Raw genomic sequence first — 20,388 nt, forward strand, 5'->3', positions numbered from 1 at the left:
GTTCTATGCTTTATTTGAATCAAAAATAGGGAAAAGGCGTCACAAAATAGTGTCAATATAATGATAGCTTATATTATTAGAACAGATAATAAGGTTTTGTATTTTATATGAAACAGAAAAAAAAAATACTATAACCTTGTAACAATTAAAAAGCAGTCTCGTCATGAGAGTATAACCAACCTAATGAACCAGAAAACATTTGTAAATACCTTTAGGGACGTACAGCAAAAAATGTACTTTCTTTCTAAGCGACTACTAACCTCACACGAGGAGGCGGCAGACGCGGTGCAAGAAGTCATGGTGCGACTCTGGGAAAAGCGTTTTAAACTAGAAGAGGTTAAGAATAAAGAAGCCTATGCCATGCAAATGGTAAAGAATTATTCTCTAGACCGATTAAAAAGTAAACAAGCTAGTCATTTAAAAATAGTACATACTAACTATGATAATGAAGAACGCAACGTAGAAGAAGAACTAGAAAGAATAGGCAAAGTAAAACTGGTACAGAAAGTGATTAATGAACTACCAGAACAGTATAAAATGATTATCCAGTTAAGAGATATACAGCGATATGACTTTGAAGCGATAGAAAAAATTATGGACATGAAGGCTACAGCAGTAAGAGTAGGGCTGAGCAGAGCAAGAAAAATGCTTAAGGAAAGAATAGAAGAACAATACAAAACAGAAATCGCATGAACGATTTATTAGAAAAATACTGGAACGGTGACACTACACTGGTAGAAGAGCAAAAACTTAGAACCTATTTCAGTTCTGAGAACGTATCTCCAGAGCATGAAGTGTACCGCAGCGTGTTCAACACTTTTGAGTTAGAACAAGTAATGGAAGAAGGAGATTTTGATGCTTTTGCAAAAGTGAAACAAAAACAATCTCAAGATAATAAATTCCAGAAAAAGACATGGAAAGGACTTGCTATAGCTGCTGGATTTGCTTTACTCATGACAGTAGGAGCAGGCTATTATAACAACCAATCACAACCGCAACCTGACTTAGGAACTTATGAAACACCAGAAGAAGCTAGAGAAGCAGCATTAAACATGTTAGAACTAGTAAGTGCAAAATTCAATAAAGGCCGCAATAATATGGCACCTATAAATACACTAGATAATAAAACTGCTTCAGTTTTTAATCTTAAATAATAATAATAGAAATCTCAATCACAATTTAATAAAAGTCAACATGAAAAAAATAATCTTAACCCTAGTACTAGCAGTAATGGCAACACCATTATTTGCTCAAGATGCCTTTGAAAAAATGGGTAATCTTAAAAATATATCTGAAACAGTAGTTACTAAAGACGCCTTTGAACTCCTTGCCGAAATAGACATGGACATAGAAGATGACGGTATAAAAGCCGGTAAAGGTCTTCTAGACAGTCTTAAAGATGCACGTTTCTATTCTACTTCTAATGCAGACAGTGCTACAAAAATGATAGCAATGGCAAATTCTTATATTTCTAGCAATGGACTTGTAAAATTAATGAGCGTTAAAGAAGATGATCAACTGTTCTCTTTTCACGTTAAGAAAGGCTCTAACTCTAAGAAGGTAAAAGTACTTGTAATGGTAATAGACGAGACTATGAATGCAGGTAATCCAGAGGCTCTAGTAATGAAAATTACAGGAGACATCGATCTAGCACAAATCTCTAAGATCACAAAAATGATCAACGTACCTGGACAGAAACAAATAGAAGACGCTACCAAAGAATAGTAGCGTCTTTTAAAAACCTATAACTAACCCCATTAAACACTAACTATGAACAAGATCATTTTAAAAGTCGTTTTTTTAAGTATCGCTATTATGGCTGCACTTACTTCATGCGATGCAGACCCAACATTACAAAGTTATATAGTAGACAGTGGTGATAAAGAAGGATTTATCAGTACTTCTATACCTAAAACTATTCTAGGAATCGATGATAATCAACTATCACCAGATTCTCAAAAAGCATTTAGATCCATTAAAAAAGTAAATGTTTTAATGTACCCTAAAACAGACGAGAACACGGCGACATTTGAAAAAGAAAGCAAGCAGTTGAGCGATATTCTTGATAATGAAGATTACAAATTATTGATGACATATAATAGTAATGGAATGAAAGTGAAGTCTCTTTATGAAGGAGATAAAGATTCTATCGATGAAATTATCATTTTTGGTACATCAGACCAAATGGGTATGGGCGTTGCTCGTATTCTAGGTGATAAAATGAATCTTTCTAGTGTAATGAAGATGATGAAAGAATTAGAAAAAGCAGACATTAACCCTGCAGGTATGAAAAGTATTCTAGGCGGTATGGGAATCGATACAGATCATAATGGAGATGTAAATGAAGACGCGGTAAAAGCAATACTAGAATCTAACGGTATAGATACCTCAGATTTAGATTTAGAAAACGAGTAAATAGTACTGGTACATAATTATAAAAATCTGCATCATCTCGATGCAGATTTTTTTATGTCCAGCTCCTTCATTTTATCATATAAAAATGAATCGCAAAGAGTTATATTTGCACGCTTTCGCGAAAGCGGAACAATAACAAATAACATTACACATGAAAGCTGGAATCGTAGGACTACCTAATGTAGGTAAATCAACTCTTTTTAACTGTTTATCAAATGCAAAAGCGCAAAGTGCAAACTTTCCTTTTTGTACTATAGAACCCAACGTAGGAGTGGTAAATGTACCAGATCCTCGTCTTAAAAAATTAGAAGAACTGGTTAATCCAGAACGCGTGATACCTGCTACTGTAGAGATAGTAGATATTGCAGGTCTTGTAAAAGGAGCAAGTAAAGGAGAAGGACTAGGGAACCAATTTCTAGGTAATATACGTGAGACAGACGCTATTATTCATGTATTGCGTTGTTTTGATAACGATAACATCGTACACGTAGATGGTAATGTAGATCCTATACGTGATAAAGAAACTATCGATATAGAACTGCAATTAAAAGATCTAGAAGCTGTAGATAAAAAGCTGGAAAAAGTAAAAAGAGCTGCTAGAACTGGTAATAAAGAAGCCATAAAGGAAGAAGAGACTCTATTAAAACTTAAGGATGCTCTAGAAGCAGGTATTTCTGTACGTGCGGTAGAATTAAGTGATGAGGTAAAAGAAGAGTTTGTAAAACCACTTCAATTAATTACAGATAAGCCTGTAATGTACCTTTGTAACGTAGATGACGAGTCTGCAGTATCAGGAAATAAATATGTAGATCTAGTAAGAGAAGCTGTAAAAGATGAAAATGCTGAGGTTCTTGTACTAGCGGTAGGAACAGAAGCTGATATTACAGAATTAGAAGACTATGAAGAGCGTAAAGAATTTCTTGCAGACATGGGGCTAGAAGAGCCAGGTAGCGCAAAATTAATACGTAGTGCTTATCAGTTATTGAATCAACAAACATACTTTACTGCTGGTGTTAAAGAAGTAAGAGCATGGACAGTCAATATAGGTTCTACAGCGCCACAAGCTGCTGGTGTGATCCATACAGACTTTGAAAAAGGATTTATACGTGCTGAGGTGATTAAGTACGATACTTATGCAGAATTCGGTTCTGAAGCAAAAGTAAAAGAAGCTGGAAAGTTAAAAGTAGAAGGTAAAGAATATATCGTACAAGATGGTGATATCATGCACTTCTTGTTTAACGTGTAGAAGCGGCGCATCGCATGCGCTTTGCGTATGAGGCATGTGGGATGAGGTTTTTCTCGCTCGCTTTGCTCACTGGTTAGTAAAAAAAAGCTCCTTTTTCATTTTGAAAAAGGAGCTTTTTTTTGTGTTTAGCAGAAGCATATTTAAATATCTAAAAAGCATATTTCATTTCTTATTCTACTATTTCTGTCATTTTAAAATTTAAACTAGGATATTGAATTCTTTTTAATTCAATTACGTTACCTTCTTTATGTGTTATTACAAATGGCGGAATATCTACTAAAAAAAGTATTTGAAACCCATTGTGTTGAGCCAAATCCCAAATTTGAAACTTATTATTATCTGTAGTGTATTCATACCTTCCATCTTTTTTAAAATGGATGGTGTCAGTGCCTTTAGAATCACTAAGTAAAAACCTTTTACCAGCTAGATTAATTTTCTGATTGTTTTTCAAAGAGTCATTAATTCTACGAAAAGTCTGGTATTTGGTCTTATTAAAATCGGTGCTTTTAACCTGAAGAGAATCTTTGTTTATACTAATTACTTCATACTTATTAAAATTATTGGATTTGATGACATCAAACATGTTGAGAACGAACCCTATTCTTTCTGAAGTAATGATATCAGGATTATCTATACTTGAAGTACCATAGTATTTAGGTACCTCTTCTACACATGAAAAGTAGCCTAGAGTCATCACACGTTCATGTGGTAAATACAAATCCATGTCAGGATGCACTTCATATTCACCGATCCAAGTACCTTTCAATTCGTGATTAGTGAGACCTATTGATAGAACAAAGATCAATAAGATAGTTACTATTGTTAGGAAAAGGTATTTGAAATATTTTATAATTTTTTTCATTATCATCATTTCAATACATTTATAATAATAAAGATAGAGTAAAAATACAATTCCTTTGGCTAGTCTAAAATATGTGTTTAATTATATTCAATCAGTTCTAAATTTTGAAAAATATCCCAAAATATTCTCATGTAAAACTCCTGAGGCAGGATGATTGATGTCAAGACCTCTTTTGATCCAACTTTTTATATTCTTCTGATATAAAGGAGCGTCTTTTAAGTTTTTAGGAAACAATATAGAATTACTATCGTAAGCTATGTTATCGATATCTTGACAGTCTATTGAAAATCCATTCTTTAAAAACACTTTTAAATCTTCAAATCTTTTCATCTCTTGGATGAGGTGAATATAAAATTGCTCAAATGTATTTGTGAGAATAATTATATAGTCAGAGTCATCATCACCTACCATACGATTCAATATTGCTATCGCAATAATATCATCTATCTGTATGTCAAAACTTTCTTGACTATATCTAGAGGTGGATGTAACGATAACTGTTTTATCTGAATATGTAAACTTCATGTGATTCACCTAAGAGTACTTTGGTAAAAGACTTGATGACTACGCATACTTCCTCTTCCTCAACCACATAAATACAAAACCAAAACCTGCAACAAGCAATAAAGGCATTACAACGTTTATGAACTGCCATTTAAACTTTTCATCTATTACTTTTTCAGTATTTAAAAATGGTACGTTTATGTTCTTGTTGCGCAATTTGATTAAACCGGTATCATCTAGTAAATAGTTGATAGTATTCATTAAGAACTCTTTATTACCATACAGCTGTCCTGTTCTCATGTCATAACCTAGTTCTTGTGCTTGTCCACGATCTACTTGGTTTTTCATAATATCACCATCGGCTATAAGAACTATGGCTGCATCTTTTCCTTGATCTAGATTGCCTTTTAAATTGATAGGTTTTACACGGTTTTTATAAGCACTGGTAAAAGAACCTTCGGCAAGAACGGCTAGTGGTAGGTTAGATCTATTATAGGTTTCTGGGTTTATTTCTTGTCCTATTTCATTTAAAGAAACTACAGCAGGTAAAGTCATAACTTGTGTACGGTCAGACGTGCTTAATAGAATAGTCTTTTTAATTCCGTTTTTTAAAGTATCTATTGTTCCTGTGTATTCAAATTTTACGTCTTCTAGATTCTTGGTAATAAATTGTGCAGTTGCACTGGTGTCTTGAGAAGATTTAGAAATAGGGTAGTACGGCCATGCATAAGCTTCATATTGTATATTGCGACCTTGGCCAGAAGCTAGAGCAATAGGACCGTGATTCATATCTTTTACCAGACCATTATTAAGACGCAGTCCGTATTTAAAGAGCATATCGTCTAGATTTAATTTTCTAGGTAATGGATAAGCTTTAGCTTCTTCATTAGAGAGACTATCATTTTCCATTACAATAGGGTCTACCGCGAGAAGTAATTTACCGCCTTGCATTAAATACTGATCTAGAATATATTTTTTAGTCTCACTAAAAGCTACAGTGGGTTTAGGATCTACGACCAGATCAAACTTGTTTAAAGACTCTAGAACCTGCTGTGGCTGTATAGAGTCACTAGTGGTTACAAACTCTATCCCAAAAGGCGCTGCACGATAATACTCCTGCACACCTTGTATAAAATCGCGAATTTTTAAATCGGATAACGTACCACTGTCTCTTAAAAACGCAACTGTTTTTGTTTTTTCTTGTGACGCTTTGCGTAAACCATCGGCAAATTGATATTCTAGTTGCTGTATGCTAGAATTAACACGTTCTTCCGTACTGGCACGAGCCACAGTTTTTAATAGCGGTACGGCAGTTGTTTTTCCATCATATAAAACCAGTGCATATGGAAATACAGTCACATTAGTGCTTTTACCACCTTCTTGTATGGTCGCAACAGCACCTTTCACACCGCTTTTTGCGAGTTGTGCTGTAATTTGATCTGCCTCTTGTTGCGATGTGTTTTCAATAGGATTTATAAAATCATATTTAAGATTAGGATGTATCGCCGCCATTTCTTCTAGAAACTGTCCAGTCTCTAATTTCAGTTTGCGGAATTCTCCAGGAAGTTCACCATCTAGAAATACGTCTATTATTATAGGTTTATAAGCTTGTTCTAGAATTTTTTCAGTCTCTTTACTTACTGTATAACGACTGTCTTTAGTTAGGTCAAAACGTTTATAAATAGATCGTGATGCTACGTTCACAACGATTAACGCTATTAAGATCACGACAAAGCTGGTGTAGGTTTTTTTCATGATTAACGTTTTGAGAAGATTGATTTTAGTGAAATTTCGCTTAAAGCGAAAAACAAAACAGCAACACTAACAAAGTAAATCACGTCTCGAGTATCGATAACACCTCTGGCCATACTCTCATAGTGATATTTAAGACCTAGAGAGGCCAGAAAATCACTGTCAGATAAATAACTAGACAGACCATCAAAACCAAAATAAAGAATAAAACAAAGTACCGCAGCGAGTAAAAATGCCACGATCTGGTTAGATGTAACGGTAGAGCTAAAGATACCTATAGCCGTGTAACTAGTCGCTAACAATACAGCACCTAGGTAACTACCTAATGTACTACCATAATCTAGATTATTAGTAATTTCTCCTAATTGTCCAACGCTTAACACGTAAATTAGGGTAGGAATCAATGCGATAATAATTAAAACTAAAGCAGCTAGATATTTACCACCTATAAGACCTCTAGTAGAAATAGGTCTGGTGGTAAGCATTTCTAAAGTTCCTAGATTGCGTTCTATAGTAAAACTGCGCATAGTAATGGCAGGAATTAAAAACATGAATAGCCAGGGAATAATTAGAAAGAAAGGAGCAAGGTCTGCAAATCCATAATCTAGCACGTTATACTCGCCTTTAAAGACGAATACAAAGAGACTAGTTATCAATAAAAATATAGCTATAACCAGATAACCAGTCAGACTAGAGAAAAATCCTGTGAGTTCTTTGAGGAAAATAGCTTTCATAAAAGGCTGTGAATTTTCACCACAGAGTTGGCTTGCGGTTTTTCATCAAACATGGCTTTAGTCTGTGGCCATACTTCTTCAAATAACGTACTTTTTCTATATTTATTTAAAGCCTCTTCATTTTCCCAATAACTATAGGTGTAAAAGCGCTGTGCATCATCCTTATCTTGATATAATTCTAGAAAACTACAACCAGGCTGATTTCTTATTTGTTCTTTATATGCGTCGAACATATTTTGAAACTTACCTACAGAGGTTTCTTTAAAATGCATGTTTACTATACGTACTATCATTCTTCTATAAAAGTTATAATCACAGGAGCATTAATTTGTAGACCGAATAAGGTACTAGCACTGCCCACCGTAAGCGGATTTGATTTATATGTAGCCAGTTCTAAATAACCAGCACTGTTAAAAATAACGAGACCTTTACCATCTACATCTCGTTTCTTCTGTTCATCGTCAAAGTTAACGATATCACTATACTTTTTAAAGATCTTATTAAAACGCTCATTACGAGCAGATATCTCAAATTTGCGACCTTTTCCTACCTCATTAAAAATATCTTCGGTAATATTAGAAACAGAGTTTCCATAATTATCAATATAAATAACCTGACCATGGATCACGTTTTTATTATCAGAGATTTTAGGAGTAACACCAGATAGTGCTCTAATTCTAGAAATAGGTTTACCTATAACCTCAAGAGTACCGCCACGAGCTATGTGACACGCAGTACTTACAAAAGCGTTTAACGTCGTAAAATTAGAAGAGATGCGATCATGAATATTAATCTCTACTAGTTTTTCAGGATGTAGCTTATTCATGATTAATGCCAGCACACCGTTATCTGCACATATAAAATAATGGCCGTTAAGTAAAACGGCTATGTGTATATTTTCTACCGTATGCTCTGCATCAACACCTATAATATGTATCGTACCATCAGGAAAAGAATGGTAAGCATTTTTTATAATGTATGCAGCCTCAGCAATATTAAAAGGCGACACTTCATGAGAAATGTCTACTATGTTCACGTTTTCTATCTCTTTATAAATAGCACCTTTTACCGCACCCACATAAGGGTCTTTCCAGCCAAAATCGGTCGTAAGGGTTATTATAGGCATAAAGAATATAAATGTTGTTAATTAAATTATGGTTAAAAAATAGGCGAGATACCTATTTAACGATCGATTTTTTACTACTTTCAAGCTGTTTATCATCGATAAACAAAATTATAAAATTAAACACGTAATTACTTATATAATTTACTGCTTTTGAACGAACTTATCATTGACCTGTCAGAATCTAATCCAGGAGAATTTTTTGGAGTTAAAAATAAAAACCTTGCTTTCTTAAAATCTCATTTTCCAAAACTTAAAATAGTCGCTCGTGGTAGTACTATGAAGGTTTTTGGAGATGAGGAACAGTTAGAAGAATTTGATAAACGCATACAGATGCTTCTTGCGCATTTTGCAAAGTATAATAAAATGGACGAGAATGTCATCGAGCGTCTTCTTACTACTGATAGCAATGATGCAGACCTAAGTAAGAACCATGACGACATCTTAGTACATGGTAATTCTGGTATGTTGATACGTCCCAAAACACCTAACCAGCGCAGGCTAGTAGCACTTGCAAAGAAAAACGATATGGTCTTTGCCGTAGGTCCAGCAGGAACCGGTAAAACCTATATAGGAGTGGCACTGGCAGTAAAAGCACTCAAAGAAAAACGTGTTAAACGTATCGTTATCACACGTCCAGCAGTAGAAGCAGGAGAGAATTTAGGGTTTTTACCTGGAGATCTTAAAGAAAAACTAGATCCATACATGCAACCTATTTATGACGCATTGCGAGACATGATTCCTGCAGAGCGACTTGCTACTTATATAGAAAAAGGGACGATTCAAATTGCACCTCTTGCTTTCATGAGAGGTAGAACGCTAGATAATGCCTATGTGATTCTAGACGAATCTCAAAATACCACTCATGCCCAAATGAAAATGTTTTTAACTCGTATGGGTAAGGACGCAAAATTCTTCATTACCGGCGATCCAGGACAGATAGACTTACCTAGACGTGTAACTTCAGGACTTAAAGAAGCACTTCTTGTTCTCAAAGATATAAGCGGTATCGGTATGATGTACCTAGAAGACAGCGATGTAGTACGTCACAGACTTGTTAGAAAAGTCGTTTCTGCCTACAAGAATATTGAGAATAGTAATTAATAGAATAATAGTTCCGCTTTCGCGAAAGTGAGATAAGTATTTTGTTCTTGGTTTAGTTAATAGCTTCTAAGAATGTGATAATAATTTTTAAATTCTAACACCTGGCTTGGATCTAAATATATTTTATTCTAGGATACAGGATTTTAAAATATTGAATAAAAATATGTTGAAACGTAGTTACGCCCTCATACTTATAGGGGTTATTTTCATTCTATTTAGCTCTTGTAAAAAAGATGAAATTAAATATTTTGAAATAGAACGGAATGAATTACTTGAAGAAGGAGAGTGGATAGGGTGTCAAGATTCTACAAGTGGAATAGCTACTAAAAAAGATATGATAGGTTTTTTTGAGCACTTTTCTCTTAATAGTGATAATATTCATTTGTACACAATTGTTGATTCCGTAAAAGTTCTAAATACTAAAAAAGATACTTTAAAAACATTTTTAAAATGGATAAGTGTAGTAAATGATACGGTATTCTATGAACTTATTAAGCATGACTCTACAGAGATTAAGATTAGACAAATGGATCAAAAAATAAGGTCCTATAAATATTTTAATGATAAGCAAAAAGAAATTCAAGATTCAATCGTAAAAAACAGACTTCAATTTCATCCATCATTTAAAGATTCTATTTGTGATAAAATTCGAGAAGAATGTTTTAAACATGATTTTAATCAATATTTAATTAATAATTTTGATCAATCTATTATTGATAAATTACCAAATGAAACAAAAAGCATAATAGTTGAATTTGTTTTGAACAAGGATGGTAATATCTCTGCCATAAATACTCAAGAATGTAATGTTTTGATAAAGAATGAGTTGAATAGGGTTCTTAAATTATTGCCTGAAATTAATTCGGCATCATATAATAATAAAACGGTATCAATAAAGTACAGTTTTATATTTAACTACTCAAAGAAAGTGACTACAAAAAGTGGAATGACATTATTTAATTTTGAGCATATTTACCTTGAAAGTATAGATTATTACTAAAATTCAACAAATATCATTAGTTTATGAACTTGGATATAAATAAAAGCAAATAATGATTTTCAAAAAAATAATAAAAGACAACGAACTTTACATATTTATGGATGGAGAGTTAGTTTATAAGAGGTGGTTGAATACTGGACAATCTAAAGTGTTTGATATTATAGCTTACGATAAGTATACTTTGAAATCAATTAAGTAAATTAAACTTATGAAATACATTACTCTTTTACTTATCAACTTAATCTACTTGCCGTTATTTGCTCAAGAAATGTATGATAAAAAACTAGACCTAGTTTATGAGCGAGGTGAGTTATTTACACGCTCTATCAAAGAAGGGAAAATTGAATCTTTAAGAAATGCAAATCCACCTACAGGCACTTGGACCTATGCAAAACTACAAGAATACAAGAAGAATTTAGGATCCAAAGATTTAATACACGGTAGTGTGATTATGCCTAATGCAGAAGGTACTTTATATTCTTATAATCACTTTGCATATGATACAAAGAAAGAAACTTATTATTATGTAGCAATAGTTTCTTATGACATATCAGGAGATCATGTTGAACTTAAAAATTCTTACATGTTTACAGAAAAAGAGCCCTTAAATATGTGGTGGAAAAGAATGTTTGGATTCTACCAAAGTGAATTTCTAAAGAATATACCAGAAAAATACCTTTATGAAATTTGCCCGCCACCTCCATCTCTAAAAAAGTGAAAGAGTTTAAAAAACCCCATTGCTCATATCTAGTAGATAACTTGATTAAAAAAATAGAGATACGTACGCTAAAATCAAACTAATTGTAGAAATTTGCCTAAGACAAAATATCTAATCATGGCAACCAAAACAGCTGCAACCATTACCGATACTAATTTCAACTTTCCTAACCAGAAAAGTGTTTATAAAGGAAAAGTAAGAGAAGTTTATAATATTAATGACGAGTTGTTAGTAATGATAGCGAGTGATAGATTGAGCGCATTTGATGTAGTAATGCCTAAGGGAATACCTTTTAAAGGACAAATCTTAAATCAAATTGCTACTCAAATGATGGCAGCTACGGTAGATATAGTCCCTAACTGGTTAATTGCTACTCCAGATCCTAATGTAGCTATAGGACATCTTTGTGAGCCATTTAAAGTAGAAATGGTGATACGTGGTTATATGTCTGGTCATGCAGCTAGAGAATATAAAGCAGGTAAAAGAATGCTTTGTGGCGTTGCTATGCCAGAAGGAATGAAGGAAAACGATAAATTTCCTACACCTATCATCACACCAGCTACTAAGGCAGAGATGGGTGACCATGACGAAGATATTTCTAGAGAAGATATCATTTCTAAGAACATAGTCTCTCAAGCAGATTATGAAGTGCTAGAACAATATACTAAGGCTTTATTTGAACGCGGTACAGAACTAGCGGCACAAAGAGGTTTAATTCTTGTAGATACTAAATATGAATTTGGTAAAACTAAAGATGGTAAAATAGTCTTGATAGACGAGATTCACACACCAGATTCTTCTAGATATTTCTATGCAGACGGTTATCAAGAACGTCAGGAAAAAGGAGAAGCTCAAAAGCAATTGAGTAAAGAATTTGTGCGTCAGTGGTTAATTTCTAACAACTTTCAAGGACTAGAAGGTCAGACAGTTCCAGAGATGAGCGATGAATATATAGAATCTGTAAGTGAACGTTATATTGAACTTTACGAGAACATAACAGGACAGAGTTTTGAAAAAGCAAACACAACAGACATTATGACTCGCATAGAGACTAATGTAGTGGAGTGGATGAAAAACAATTAATATTACCTCTATACCTTTTAACTTATCAGAATAACCTGTTTTCCCTTCGTCTGAAGGGAAAACAGGTTATTCTGCTTTGCTGAAAACCAAAAGGGTTTGATGCGATTTTTGAATCGATGATAAAATTGGTATTCTTTATAATTTCCATCACCGCAAACCCCTTATTTAATTCGCAAGCAAATTAAATTTACCCCTTTACAAAAGGAGAAAGCTTTGGACTAAGGTTTTAAAAGCTTTTATTTTTTTGATGGTTATTTTTATCTGAAAGAGAACCGTTTAGGTTTCATGGTCAGAATTCAGAATTAAACAGAAAAAAAACATTAATTAACTGTTGACTATTCAGCTGTTAATTTATTTAAAATCTATAGTTAAACCCTTCTAAACATTTAGTTTCCAAACCGTTTCTATTTGTATTTTTAAAATAAAAAAATGATAACAACCATAAATCCATATACAGGTAAAGAACTTAAAGAATATCAAGAACTTAGCAAAAAAGAGATAAAAGCAAAGTTAGATATAGCTCAGTTAGCTTTTGAAGACTGGAAAAATACGAGTTTTGAACATCGTGCTGAGCACATACGTAAAGTAGGAGAGTTGCTTAGAAAAAATACAGACAGCTATGCTGCTCTAATGACTGACGAGATGGGTAAGCCTATTGCACAATCTCGAGCTGAGTTAGAAAAATGTGCCTGGTTATGTGATTTCTATGCAGAAAAAGCAGAAGGTTACCTAGCTAAAGAACACGTAGAAACTGAGCATTTTAAATCATATGTAACTTTTGAGCCTATAGGTGTTGTACTAGCTGTAATGCCGTGGAATTATCCATTCTGGCAGGTATTCCGTTTTATTGTGCCTGCACTAATGGCTGGTAACGTGGGTGTTTTAAAACACGCTAGTAGCGTTATGGGTTGTGCAGAGTTAATAGAAGATATATTTCTAGAAGCTGGTTTTCCTGAAGGTTGTTTTCAAAACTTTGTTATTAATAGTGATGAGGTAGAAGCGATCATAGAAAGTAAAATTATAAAAGCGGTTACTCTTACAGGTTCAAAACCTGCTGGAGCAGCAGTGGCATCTACTGCAGCAAAAAACATTAAAAAAGCAGTCCTTGAATTAGGTGGTAATAATGCACTAGTCGTTTTTAATGATGCAGATATTGATAAGACAGTACAAACTTGTGTAGAAGCTAGATTTCAAAACACAGGGCAAAGTTGCATAGCCGGTAAACGCCTGTTACTACAAGAAAATATTGCTGACGAGTTTCTAGAAAAATTCACTAACAAAGTAAAGGAACTGACATCAGGAGATCCTAAAGATGAGGACACTTATATAGGAGTAATGGCTAGAGAAGATCTGGCTGAAGAGCTAGAAGAATTAATGAATGCCTCTATAGATAAAGGTGCAGAATTGCATTATGGTGGCTCTAGAGACAAGGCTTATTTTGCACCTACCATCTTAACAGATGTGACTAGTGATATGCCCGTTTTTAAAGATGAAACCTTCGGCCCACTTATGGCGGTAAGTACCTTTAAAACAGAGGCAGAAGCTATTAAAATGGTGAACAATTCAAAATTTGGTCTAGGAGCAAGTCTTTTTTCTCAAGATTTGAAAAAAATGGAAAGCCTAGCTACACAAATTAAGGATGGCGCTGTTTTTATAAATCATAAAGTAGCGAGTCATCCAGCATTGCCTTTTGGTGGGACAGGTATTTCAGGTTTCGGTAGAGAGTTGTCTCATTACGGTATCAGAGAGTTTGTGAATATCAAGACCGTAGTGATCGCATAGATTTTTAATAATTCCGCTTTCGCGAAAGCGAGATAATCATACATATCTCTTTAGAAAAGAGTAAAAAAAAGCCTGTCAAAATCAATTGACAGGCTTTCTGAATTTAAAAGATAATTAGAATTACTTCTTGATAAACTTTTTAGTTACTATTTGCTCACCGTCATTGATTTGAATAAGGTAAACATTTGATTGAAGAGCAGCCACATCGATAGACTTTTCATTTACCAAGCCAGCAGCAACTCGTTGACCAGTTAAGTTATAAATCGTATAAGTTACTTTTTCACCAGTCGCTGTAGTGAATAATTGAGAACCGCTTACAGGGTTAGGATAGATGTTAATCTCATTGCCTGGTATAGCGACTTTGCTTGCCGTTACCGCAGTTCTTGCTGTACCACATTCTCCTAAATTTACCCACGAAGAAACTTCTCTCTCAAAAAGAACATTTTGATATACTACTTGATCTCCTACAGAGTAGCTGTTTGCACTGTTGTAAGCTGGTACGCCATCACACTTATCAGTAGACGCAGCACCATTAGTTATTTTAAGATCATCTACAGCGATATCACCTTGCCATGAAGTACTCGTGTTTACTGTTAATCTTAACTGTAAATCATCACCGGCATAAGCTGCTAGACTAACACTTGCCGTTTTCCATGCCGCACCTTGATCACCAGACTGAGTGAATATAGTGGCATATGAACCACCTGTACTAGCTTCTACTTTTAAAGTACCTACGGCATTACCAGTCATTTGGTATTGAAAAGATAGTGTCGCATTACTCTCACTAGAAAGATCAAAACAAGGAGAGTCTAAAGAAGCTGTCTTACTGAAGTTAGGGTCAGATGCCTCAACATATATATAATAAGAACCTTGTGCAGCGGCACTAGGGCCTGTGCTAGAAGATGGAGTTCCTCCAGTTCGTAACGACCAGTCTAGAGAATCACTTCCATTCTGAGACCACTGTCCAAGAGTATTTTCAAAACCTACAGAATAAGGGAAGGAAGAAACGCCATTTACACAACCGGTAGAACCACCGCCACCAGAAGTAGCTGTTGTAATACCAAATGCATCTACCGCAATATCACCTTGCCATGAGCTTGCTGTATCTACTACGAGTCTTACTTGTGCTGTATTTGCTGATAAACCAGCACTAGCTGTTAACCAGGCTGCACCTTGATCACCAGATTTTGTAAATACAGTAGACCATGATGTAGAGCCACTTGCTCTAGCTTGTAATCTTAAAGTACCTACTGCGTCTCCAGTCATCTGGTATCTAAATGTAGCGGTAGGAGTAGAACCGCTAGCAAAATCTAAACATGGAGAGTTTAAAATAGCAGTTTTGTCAAAATTAGGGTTAGATGCCTCTACAAATACATAGAAAGAACCTTGGTCTGCAGCGCTAGGACCAGTACTGCTAGAAGGTGTCCCGCCAGACTGTCTAGTCCAGTCTAGTGAGTCGCCAGTGTCTTGTGTCCAGCCGCCTAGAGAGCTTTCAAAACCGTTAGAGTATGGAAAACTATCTATAGTACTGTTACAGCCTGTATCATTACCGCCACCGCCAGATGGAGGTGTACATTTAGTTGATAATGCAAGAGCAGAATGAAAACCACCATTTAATAAATTAGCTCTCATACGTGCTTTTTGTCCTACCGTGAATAAGTTCATACAAGAGTCGTTAGAATAATCCATGTAATTTTGCACCATATCTACAGATCCACAAGAAACATGTCCTGTATTACATCCACCGTTAGAAGCGTCAGATTCTGGTGTGTCGCTTACAAAGTCATCAACACCACAACCACCGTCGCCCCAAATATGGCGCAAACCAAAAAGGTGTCCTACTTCATGAGTAGTCGTTCTACCACCATCAAAAGGAGCAGATACAGCACCAGTACGACCGAAGTAATTATAACCCATTACCACACCGTCTGTTGCGCGGTTGCCACCAGGAAATTGAGCATAACCTAGAATACCTGCCTGACCGTTACTATTTAAGGCAGATACTGTCCACATGTTAAGATATTGTGTGGTGTCCCATGGTGTAACTCCACCTGTTGCCGAATTTTTCATTCTGTTTTGAGTAGTATTCCATGAAGTTACCGACGAAGCTTTTCTTGTTATACCATTTGTTGCATTTCCATTAGGATCTACTTGCGCTAGACAGAATTCTATTTGCATATCTGCAGCTTGTGACCAGGTATTATCTGCATCGCTATTTGTTCTTCTAAAATCTTCATTAAGAACATCTATCTGAGACTGTATTTGAGCAACACTAATGTTTTGAGTTGAATTTGCATAAAGTACATGAACGACTACAGGGATAGTGATCACGCTACCATTTACAGATTTTTGAGTGAGCAATTGGTTTGCTTTTTGTTGAGTAAACCGCTCTGCATTTGCTACGCTTCTTGCTAGTGCAGGGTCTTGGGACATAGCGAGAACCAGGTCGTTATGAGTCGAGCATTCTCTTTGTTGAGCAAAACTAACCGCAGTAAAAAGAACTGCTATTAGAAGTGCTAATTGAGTAAAGTTTTTTTTCATTATAGGGGGTTTTAATTAGTATATATGTTGCCTAATGTAGAACCTTTTGATAATAATGCAATGAAAGCATCTATTATGCTATGAATAGTGTATGAAATAAGCTTACTAATTATCAATTTGATATTGAAGCTGCGCGCTGTTTATTAACCTACTGATTTAGTAGGTTAATATGTTTGTTTTCAGTTTGTTAAATTTATATTAATAAAGATGTCTAAAACTCTGACTTTCAAAATGAAGATAATATTCTACTCCATAATTAATTTAAATTTTAACTTTATCCGTGTGTATTTCATCGATGTATGATATCGTTTCATCTTGTTTGATTGATGAATTGACTTTGTGATGTAATGTTTGTTGTAGAGACTAGAGTTGTTGTAATCTCGCTTTCGCGAAAGCGGAACTACTTATATTGCAATGATACTTTTTGCTCTACGTATTTAAGTATGATCAGAGTAGAAAAAATAAGAAGTGAAATATAGCACATAGGAGTAAGATTTGCCATTTTAGGGCATTGTGCTAGATCGTTAAATTGTAGATATGATGCTACTGCGGCTATACCAAAAGCAAGTGCTGTGAAGAGGTAGTAAAATACTGTTTTCTTACGTGTTAAGTGAGATATGGCTGGTATTAAAAAGCAGAAAAATATAATGATACAAGCTGGTATCAAGGCTATTTTAGGACAGCCGTTGCCCGTTTTTAACTCTTCTAAAACCAGTCCGCCTGCTCCCCATAATCCTATGAGTAGCAGGAGAGTGATAAGGTATGATAAGAATGTTTTGAATATCATTTACTTGAATTAATCACACAAGTTGGACATTCAGATCCATTAACGGTGCTTTTTAATTTAATACCATTAAGATGAGTAACCATAAACTCTTGAATAAATGCATATCTCTCGTTGTGGTTATTTACATCTATTTGAGAGTCTTTAAATTTTTTTCTTACAAGGTTACCATATTCTTGATCACCCCAACAGTTAGGGCAATATCCTTCTAGAACTTCGTCTTTTTTACTACCTGTTAGTATCGATATCAAATTCATGTTATAAAGTATTTTCGTTTAAATCTAAGTCTGTGTTTGAATCAGTGTCTTCTATATCTTGTACTTTTTGAAGTGCAACATTAACCACTGTATTTATGGCAGGATTGTTAACAGTATCTATAGTACCGTCTATGTATTCTATAGTTATTTTTTCTATTTGAGTGTCGTTTTTTAAACCAAAATGAACTAACGCTGTTTGATCACTTACGAGTCCTTCTCCGGTAACGAGCCAGTCTGTTAATTTTCTATCCTTAAGATATACGGTGATTTTTGCTCCTATTTCTTTACCGGTATCTGCAAGGTGTACTTGAACATAATTGTTTTTATTATTTCCTTTATTGATAAAGGCTTTGGCCTGATCATTAATGTTAACCCATATAAGATCTAAGTGTCCGTCTTTATTAAAGTCACTAACTAGTGGAGTGATAGCATATGTAGGATTAGTAGCACCACCTTTCTTAATACCTGGAGCAAACGTATGATCTTCTTTCTGGATTAAAAGACGTCCATCTAATTTAAAGATTTTACTCATAGGGAAATCTATGTAGTTTTCGGCAACCATTAAGTCTTGAAGACCGTCGTTATTCATATCGGCAAATGCCGCACCCCATGAAAATTCATAATCGGCTATTAAAGCTTCTTGGGCAACGTCTTTAAATTTAAAGTCGCCTTGATTTTCAAATAAAATCCATTTCTCAGTGAATAAAGAGGCATCTTTTATATCTCCTTTTACTATAAAGACAGGAGCGGTACTACCTGTGTTAGAAAACATGAAATCTACAAGGCCATCATTATTATAATCTCCTATAGCAAGCCCCATAGGGTAAGCAAACCTATTTGTGATAGGGTTATCTACCATGGTATAAGTAAGATCTCCATTGTTTTTATAAGTTCTTACTTCTCCAGTGTCATGCACAGCGATTATATCTAACCAAGAATCATTATCGATATCAATCAAAGAACCTTGAAAAGTATTATGTATATAATCTAGTCCAGCTTCTTTAGTGATACTTTTAAAAGTATTGTCACCATTATTAAGTAGCAATTCACTTGTAGAACCATAGGTATAGTCTTCAAAAATGGTCTGACCTTCCATTAATTCTTTGCGTAAATAGGTAGACAAGAAAATGTCTAAGAGTCCATCTTTATTAATATCACCTACGGTAATACCTACTGGTGTAGATTTTTCATTAACAGGCGTGTCTATTACAGTCTCTGTGAATTTACCGTTTGTGTTGTAAAAAATTACCAATCCGTTTTCACGGCTTATCATTAAATCGGTAAAACCATTGTTGTCAAAGTCTGCACTAACTGCAGCTAGAGTAGTAGTGCTATCTATTTTTTTAGGTAGATTAACAGTTGCGCTTATTTCAACAAATTGTCCATCACGGTAAGCAAATAAAGCATCGTCTTGAGACATGCCACCACCGAAGAATAACTCATCTACATTATCATTGTCGATATCTATAAGAGCCGAAGATGCTAGAGGTAATGATTTCTCACCATTGTGTTTGTGAGTAAAATCTATGGCAACAGATTCAAATAGCGGTATTTGATCTTCAGCAATCTCTACATCATATTTGTCGGTTGTGGCATCGAGCCAAAACTTACCGAAAATAAAAATTAAAGCAATAACAATTATTGCGAGTAGGGATAAAGCTATTTTTTTAAACATGGCGATTGTTTTTGTAAAGTTGAATAAGTGAAATGGTAAATAATATGAAATGAGTAACATTCATGAGAATAGGGATGATATGCTGTCCTATACTAGGTAAAGCAAAGCCTATTAAAACGAGTGCAATTAATATGGTAATAGGGTTTAAGATGGCCATCCATTTTTTGTATTGCGTACTTCCTTTAAGTATGGCAATAATAAAGAGGATAGAAAGAACAGCAATAACTATTCTCAATACCTGAACCAGTACTTCCATGTGTGCCGTATAATGATCTATGAGATTTTTATAATCTGTAGGATTGATACTGTCTTGTAGGTGTACAATATTACCAATAGAAGCTCTAGATCCTATCCATACACCACCTATGGCAAATGCTATAAAACCTGTTGCAAGTACTAGTTGTGCGAGTAATTTATTACCAGTTTTAAGCATGTAATAAATATGAAAATACCCAGCAAAATAAAAAGGTAAACCTATCATAGCTAGGGTATGTCCTAAACTTAGATTACTTAAAGGGACGTAAGAGAAAAAGTTATAATTTTCAGATTCTCCCATAATTTGTGGAGAGTAATGAAGTAGGTATTCTCCAGCTCCTACAAGTATAGAGGCTAGAATACCTAAAAAGCCTAATATTTGGGCTGTTTTTGTAGTCATTATATTTGAATTTTAATTATTTAGTAATGATGAATTAATTACCACAACGCTACAATGATACAATAAAAATCAAAAGGTATTTGTATATACATGTAAAGCTAACTTACTTATAGAGGAGTTTTTAGATCAAATTTGCAATACATAATTCAACAT

At 34.5% G+C, this 20,388-nt stretch carries 21 protein-coding genes; 10 read left to right on the forward strand and 11 right to left on the reverse strand.

What is annotated here, in order from left to right:
• Nucleotides 1-183: 183 nt before the first annotated feature.
• The 5 genes from ACJJVN_RS00195 to ychF all read left to right on the forward strand — a co-directional run bounded on the left by ACJJVN_RS00195 (nt 184) and on the right by ychF (nt 3,661).
• On the forward strand, nt 184-693 hold the full coding sequence (locus ACJJVN_RS00195; protein WP_104515855.1) for an RNA polymerase sigma factor: 510 nt from the start codon (nt 184-186) through the stop codon (nt 691-693).
• A complete protein-coding gene (locus tag ACJJVN_RS00200) occupies nt 690-1,154 on the forward strand; it encodes a hypothetical protein (RefSeq protein WP_104515856.1) in 465 nt (154 codons plus the stop codon). Before ACJJVN_RS00195 ends, ACJJVN_RS00200 begins: the two co-directional genes overlap by 4 nt.
• Before the next feature lie 40 nt (nt 1,155-1,194).
• Nucleotides 1,195-1,725 carry a DUF4252 domain-containing protein gene (locus ACJJVN_RS00205; protein WP_405376632.1) on the forward strand — a complete coding sequence of 177 codons (531 nt, stop codon included), beginning with the start codon at nt 1,195-1,197 and terminating at the stop codon, nt 1,723-1,725.
• Between the two features lie 45 nt (nt 1,726-1,770).
• Complete coding sequence (locus ACJJVN_RS00210; RefSeq protein ID WP_405376634.1) at nt 1,771-2,415, forward strand: DUF4252 domain-containing protein; 645 nt, start codon at nt 1,771-1,773, stop codon at nt 2,413-2,415.
• A 151-nt stretch (nt 2,416-2,566) separates the two neighbouring features.
• Nucleotides 2,567-3,661 carry a redox-regulated ATPase YchF gene (gene ychF / locus ACJJVN_RS00215; protein ID WP_405376636.1) on the forward strand — a complete coding sequence of 365 codons (1,095 nt, stop codon included), beginning with the start codon at nt 2,567-2,569 and terminating at the stop codon, nt 3,659-3,661.
• Nucleotides 3,662-3,830: 169 nt separating this feature from the next.
• Here ychF and ACJJVN_RS00220 read toward each other — a convergent pair whose 3' ends face one another.
• The 6 genes from ACJJVN_RS00220 to ACJJVN_RS00245 all read right to left on the reverse strand — a co-directional run bounded on the left by ACJJVN_RS00220 (nt 3,831) and on the right by ACJJVN_RS00245 (nt 8,639).
• On the reverse strand, nt 3,831-4,523 hold the full coding sequence (locus tag ACJJVN_RS00220; protein ID WP_405376638.1) for a hypothetical protein: 693 nt from the start codon (nt 4,521-4,523) through the stop codon (nt 3,831-3,833).
• An 87-nt stretch (nt 4,524-4,610) separates the two neighbouring features.
• Nucleotides 4,611-5,048, reverse strand: coding sequence for a hypothetical protein (locus ACJJVN_RS00225; protein ID WP_405376640.1), 438 nt, complete (start codon nt 5,046-5,048; stop codon nt 4,611-4,613).
• 39 nt (nt 5,049-5,087) lie between these two features.
• Nucleotides 5,088-6,782 carry a gliding motility-associated ABC transporter substrate-binding protein GldG gene (gldG, locus tag ACJJVN_RS00230; RefSeq protein WP_405376642.1) on the reverse strand — a complete coding sequence of 565 codons (1,695 nt, stop codon included), beginning with the start codon at nt 6,780-6,782 and terminating at the stop codon, nt 5,088-5,090.
• Nucleotides 6,783-6,784: 2 nt separating this feature from the next.
• Entirely contained in the window at nt 6,785-7,513 is a 729-nt protein-coding gene (gldF, locus tag ACJJVN_RS00235) for a gliding motility-associated ABC transporter permease subunit GldF (protein WP_405368148.1), read from the reverse strand.
• Nucleotides 7,510-7,806, reverse strand: a complete 297-nt coding sequence (locus ACJJVN_RS00240; RefSeq protein WP_104515863.1) for a putative quinol monooxygenase — start codon at nt 7,804-7,806, stop codon at nt 7,510-7,512. Before ACJJVN_RS00240 ends, gldF begins: the two co-directional genes overlap by 4 nt.
• A complete protein-coding gene (locus ACJJVN_RS00245; RefSeq protein ID WP_405368149.1) occupies nt 7,803-8,639 on the reverse strand; it encodes an S-adenosyl-l-methionine hydroxide adenosyltransferase family protein in 837 nt (278 codons plus the stop codon). Before ACJJVN_RS00245 ends, ACJJVN_RS00240 begins: the two co-directional genes overlap by 4 nt.
• A 150-nt stretch (nt 8,640-8,789) precedes the next feature.
• Here ACJJVN_RS00245 and ACJJVN_RS00250 point away from each other — a divergent pair, with 150 nt between their 5' ends.
• The 5 genes from ACJJVN_RS00250 to ACJJVN_RS00270 all read left to right on the forward strand — a co-directional run bounded on the left by ACJJVN_RS00250 (nt 8,790) and on the right by ACJJVN_RS00270 (nt 14,323).
• Nucleotides 8,790-9,740: a PhoH family protein gene (locus ACJJVN_RS00250; RefSeq protein WP_405376644.1), complete on the forward strand. Its 951-nt coding sequence runs from the start codon at nt 8,790-8,792 to the stop codon at nt 9,738-9,740.
• Nucleotides 9,741-9,891: 151 nt separating this feature from the next.
• Nucleotides 9,892-10,740 (forward strand): hypothetical protein, encoded by an 849-nt coding sequence (locus ACJJVN_RS00255; RefSeq protein ID WP_405376646.1) that lies wholly within the window; start codon nt 9,892-9,894, stop codon nt 10,738-10,740.
• Between the two features lie 208 nt (nt 10,741-10,948).
• The gene (locus tag ACJJVN_RS00260; RefSeq protein ID WP_405376648.1) at nt 10,949-11,458 is read left to right on the forward strand and encodes a hypothetical protein; all 510 of its coding nucleotides are present in this window, start codon (nt 10,949-10,951) and stop codon (nt 11,456-11,458) included.
• Between the two features lie 117 nt (nt 11,459-11,575).
• A complete protein-coding gene (locus ACJJVN_RS00265; RefSeq protein ID WP_104515866.1) occupies nt 11,576-12,541 on the forward strand; it encodes a phosphoribosylaminoimidazolesuccinocarboxamide synthase in 966 nt (321 codons plus the stop codon).
• Between the two features lie 429 nt (nt 12,542-12,970).
• On the forward strand, nt 12,971-14,323 hold the full coding sequence (locus ACJJVN_RS00270; protein ID WP_405376650.1) for an NAD-dependent succinate-semialdehyde dehydrogenase: 1,353 nt from the start codon (nt 12,971-12,973) through the stop codon (nt 14,321-14,323).
• Between the two features lie 120 nt (nt 14,324-14,443).
• Here ACJJVN_RS00270 and ACJJVN_RS00275 read toward each other — a convergent pair whose 3' ends face one another.
• The 5 genes from ACJJVN_RS00275 to ACJJVN_RS00295 all read right to left on the reverse strand — a co-directional run bounded on the left by ACJJVN_RS00275 (nt 14,444) and on the right by ACJJVN_RS00295 (nt 20,235).
• On the reverse strand, nt 14,444-16,864 hold the full coding sequence (locus tag ACJJVN_RS00275) for a M43 family zinc metalloprotease (RefSeq protein WP_405376652.1): 2,421 nt from the start codon (nt 16,862-16,864) through the stop codon (nt 14,444-14,446).
• A gap of 400 nt (nt 16,865-17,264) precedes the next feature.
• The gene (locus ACJJVN_RS00280; protein ID WP_405376654.1) at nt 17,265-17,651 is read right to left on the reverse strand and encodes a hypothetical protein; all 387 of its coding nucleotides are present in this window, start codon (nt 17,649-17,651) and stop codon (nt 17,265-17,267) included.
• The gene (locus ACJJVN_RS00285; protein ID WP_104515870.1) at nt 17,648-17,905 is read right to left on the reverse strand and encodes a hypothetical protein; all 258 of its coding nucleotides are present in this window, start codon (nt 17,903-17,905) and stop codon (nt 17,648-17,650) included. Before ACJJVN_RS00285 ends, ACJJVN_RS00280 begins: the two co-directional genes overlap by 4 nt.
• Before the next feature lies 1 nt (nt 17,906).
• Complete coding sequence (locus ACJJVN_RS00290) at nt 17,907-19,580, reverse strand: CRTAC1 family protein (RefSeq protein WP_405368157.1); 1,674 nt, start codon at nt 19,578-19,580, stop codon at nt 17,907-17,909.
• Nucleotides 19,573-20,235 carry a DUF6796 family protein gene (locus tag ACJJVN_RS00295; protein WP_405376655.1) on the reverse strand — a complete coding sequence of 221 codons (663 nt, stop codon included), beginning with the start codon at nt 20,233-20,235 and terminating at the stop codon, nt 19,573-19,575. Before ACJJVN_RS00295 ends, ACJJVN_RS00290 begins: the two co-directional genes overlap by 8 nt.
• Nucleotides 20,236-20,388: the final 153 nt, after the last annotated feature.

It is taken from the genome of Nonlabens sp. Asnod3-A02 (assembly GCF_045063755.1).
GTDB classification, from domain to species: Bacteria; Bacteroidota; Bacteroidia; order Flavobacteriales; family Flavobacteriaceae; genus Nonlabens; species Nonlabens xylanidelens.

What these genes read in the sequence shown, in the direction of transcription:
- ACJJVN_RS00195 (WP_104515855.1), top strand. Translation starts at nt 184, where the DNA reads ATGAACCAGAAAACATTTGTAAATACCTTTAGGGACGTACAGCAAAAA.
- ACJJVN_RS00200 (WP_104515856.1), top strand. Translation starts at nt 690, where the DNA reads ATGAACGATTTATTAGAAAAATACTGGAACGGTGACACTACACTGGTA.
- ACJJVN_RS00205 (WP_405376632.1), top strand. Translation starts at nt 1,195, where the DNA reads ATGAAAAAAATAATCTTAACCCTAGTACTAGCAGTAATGGCAACACCA.
- ACJJVN_RS00210 (WP_405376634.1), top strand. Translation starts at nt 1,771, where the DNA reads ATGAACAAGATCATTTTAAAAGTCGTTTTTTTAAGTATCGCTATTATG.
- ychF (WP_405376636.1), top strand. Translation starts at nt 2,567, where the DNA reads ATGAAAGCTGGAATCGTAGGACTACCTAATGTAGGTAAATCAACTCTT.
- ACJJVN_RS00220 (WP_405376638.1), bottom strand. Translation starts at nt 4,523, where the DNA reads ATGAAAAAAATTATAAAATATTTCAAATACCTTTTCCTAACAATAGTA.
- ACJJVN_RS00225 (WP_405376640.1), bottom strand. Translation starts at nt 5,048, where the DNA reads ATGAAGTTTACATATTCAGATAAAACAGTTATCGTTACATCCACCTCT.
- gldG (WP_405376642.1), bottom strand. Translation starts at nt 6,782, where the DNA reads ATGAAAAAAACCTACACCAGCTTTGTCGTGATCTTAATAGCGTTAATC.
- gldF (WP_405368148.1), bottom strand. Translation starts at nt 7,513, where the DNA reads ATGAAAGCTATTTTCCTCAAAGAACTCACAGGATTTTTCTCTAGTCTG.
- ACJJVN_RS00240 (WP_104515863.1), bottom strand. Translation starts at nt 7,806, where the DNA reads ATGATAGTACGTATAGTAAACATGCATTTTAAAGAAACCTCTGTAGGT.
- ACJJVN_RS00245 (WP_405368149.1), bottom strand. Translation starts at nt 8,639, where the DNA reads ATGCCTATAATAACCCTTACGACCGATTTTGGCTGGAAAGACCCTTAT.
- ACJJVN_RS00260 (WP_405376648.1), top strand. Translation starts at nt 10,949, where the DNA reads ATGAAATACATTACTCTTTTACTTATCAACTTAATCTACTTGCCGTTA.
- ACJJVN_RS00265 (WP_104515866.1), top strand. Translation starts at nt 11,576, where the DNA reads ATGGCAACCAAAACAGCTGCAACCATTACCGATACTAATTTCAACTTT.
- ACJJVN_RS00270 (WP_405376650.1), top strand. Translation starts at nt 12,971, where the DNA reads ATGATAACAACCATAAATCCATATACAGGTAAAGAACTTAAAGAATAT.
- ACJJVN_RS00275 (WP_405376652.1), bottom strand. Translation starts at nt 16,864, where the DNA reads ATGAAAAAAAACTTTACTCAATTAGCACTTCTAATAGCAGTTCTTTTT.
- ACJJVN_RS00280 (WP_405376654.1), bottom strand. Translation starts at nt 17,651, where the DNA reads ATGATATTCAAAACATTCTTATCATACCTTATCACTCTCCTGCTACTC.
- ACJJVN_RS00285 (WP_104515870.1), bottom strand. Translation starts at nt 17,905, where the DNA reads ATGAATTTGATATCGATACTAACAGGTAGTAAAAAAGACGAAGTTCTA.
- ACJJVN_RS00290 (WP_405368157.1), bottom strand. Translation starts at nt 19,580, where the DNA reads ATGTTTAAAAAAATAGCTTTATCCCTACTCGCAATAATTGTTATTGCT.
- ACJJVN_RS00295 (WP_405376655.1), bottom strand. Translation starts at nt 20,235, where the DNA reads ATGACTACAAAAACAGCCCAAATATTAGGCTTTTTAGGTATTCTAGCC.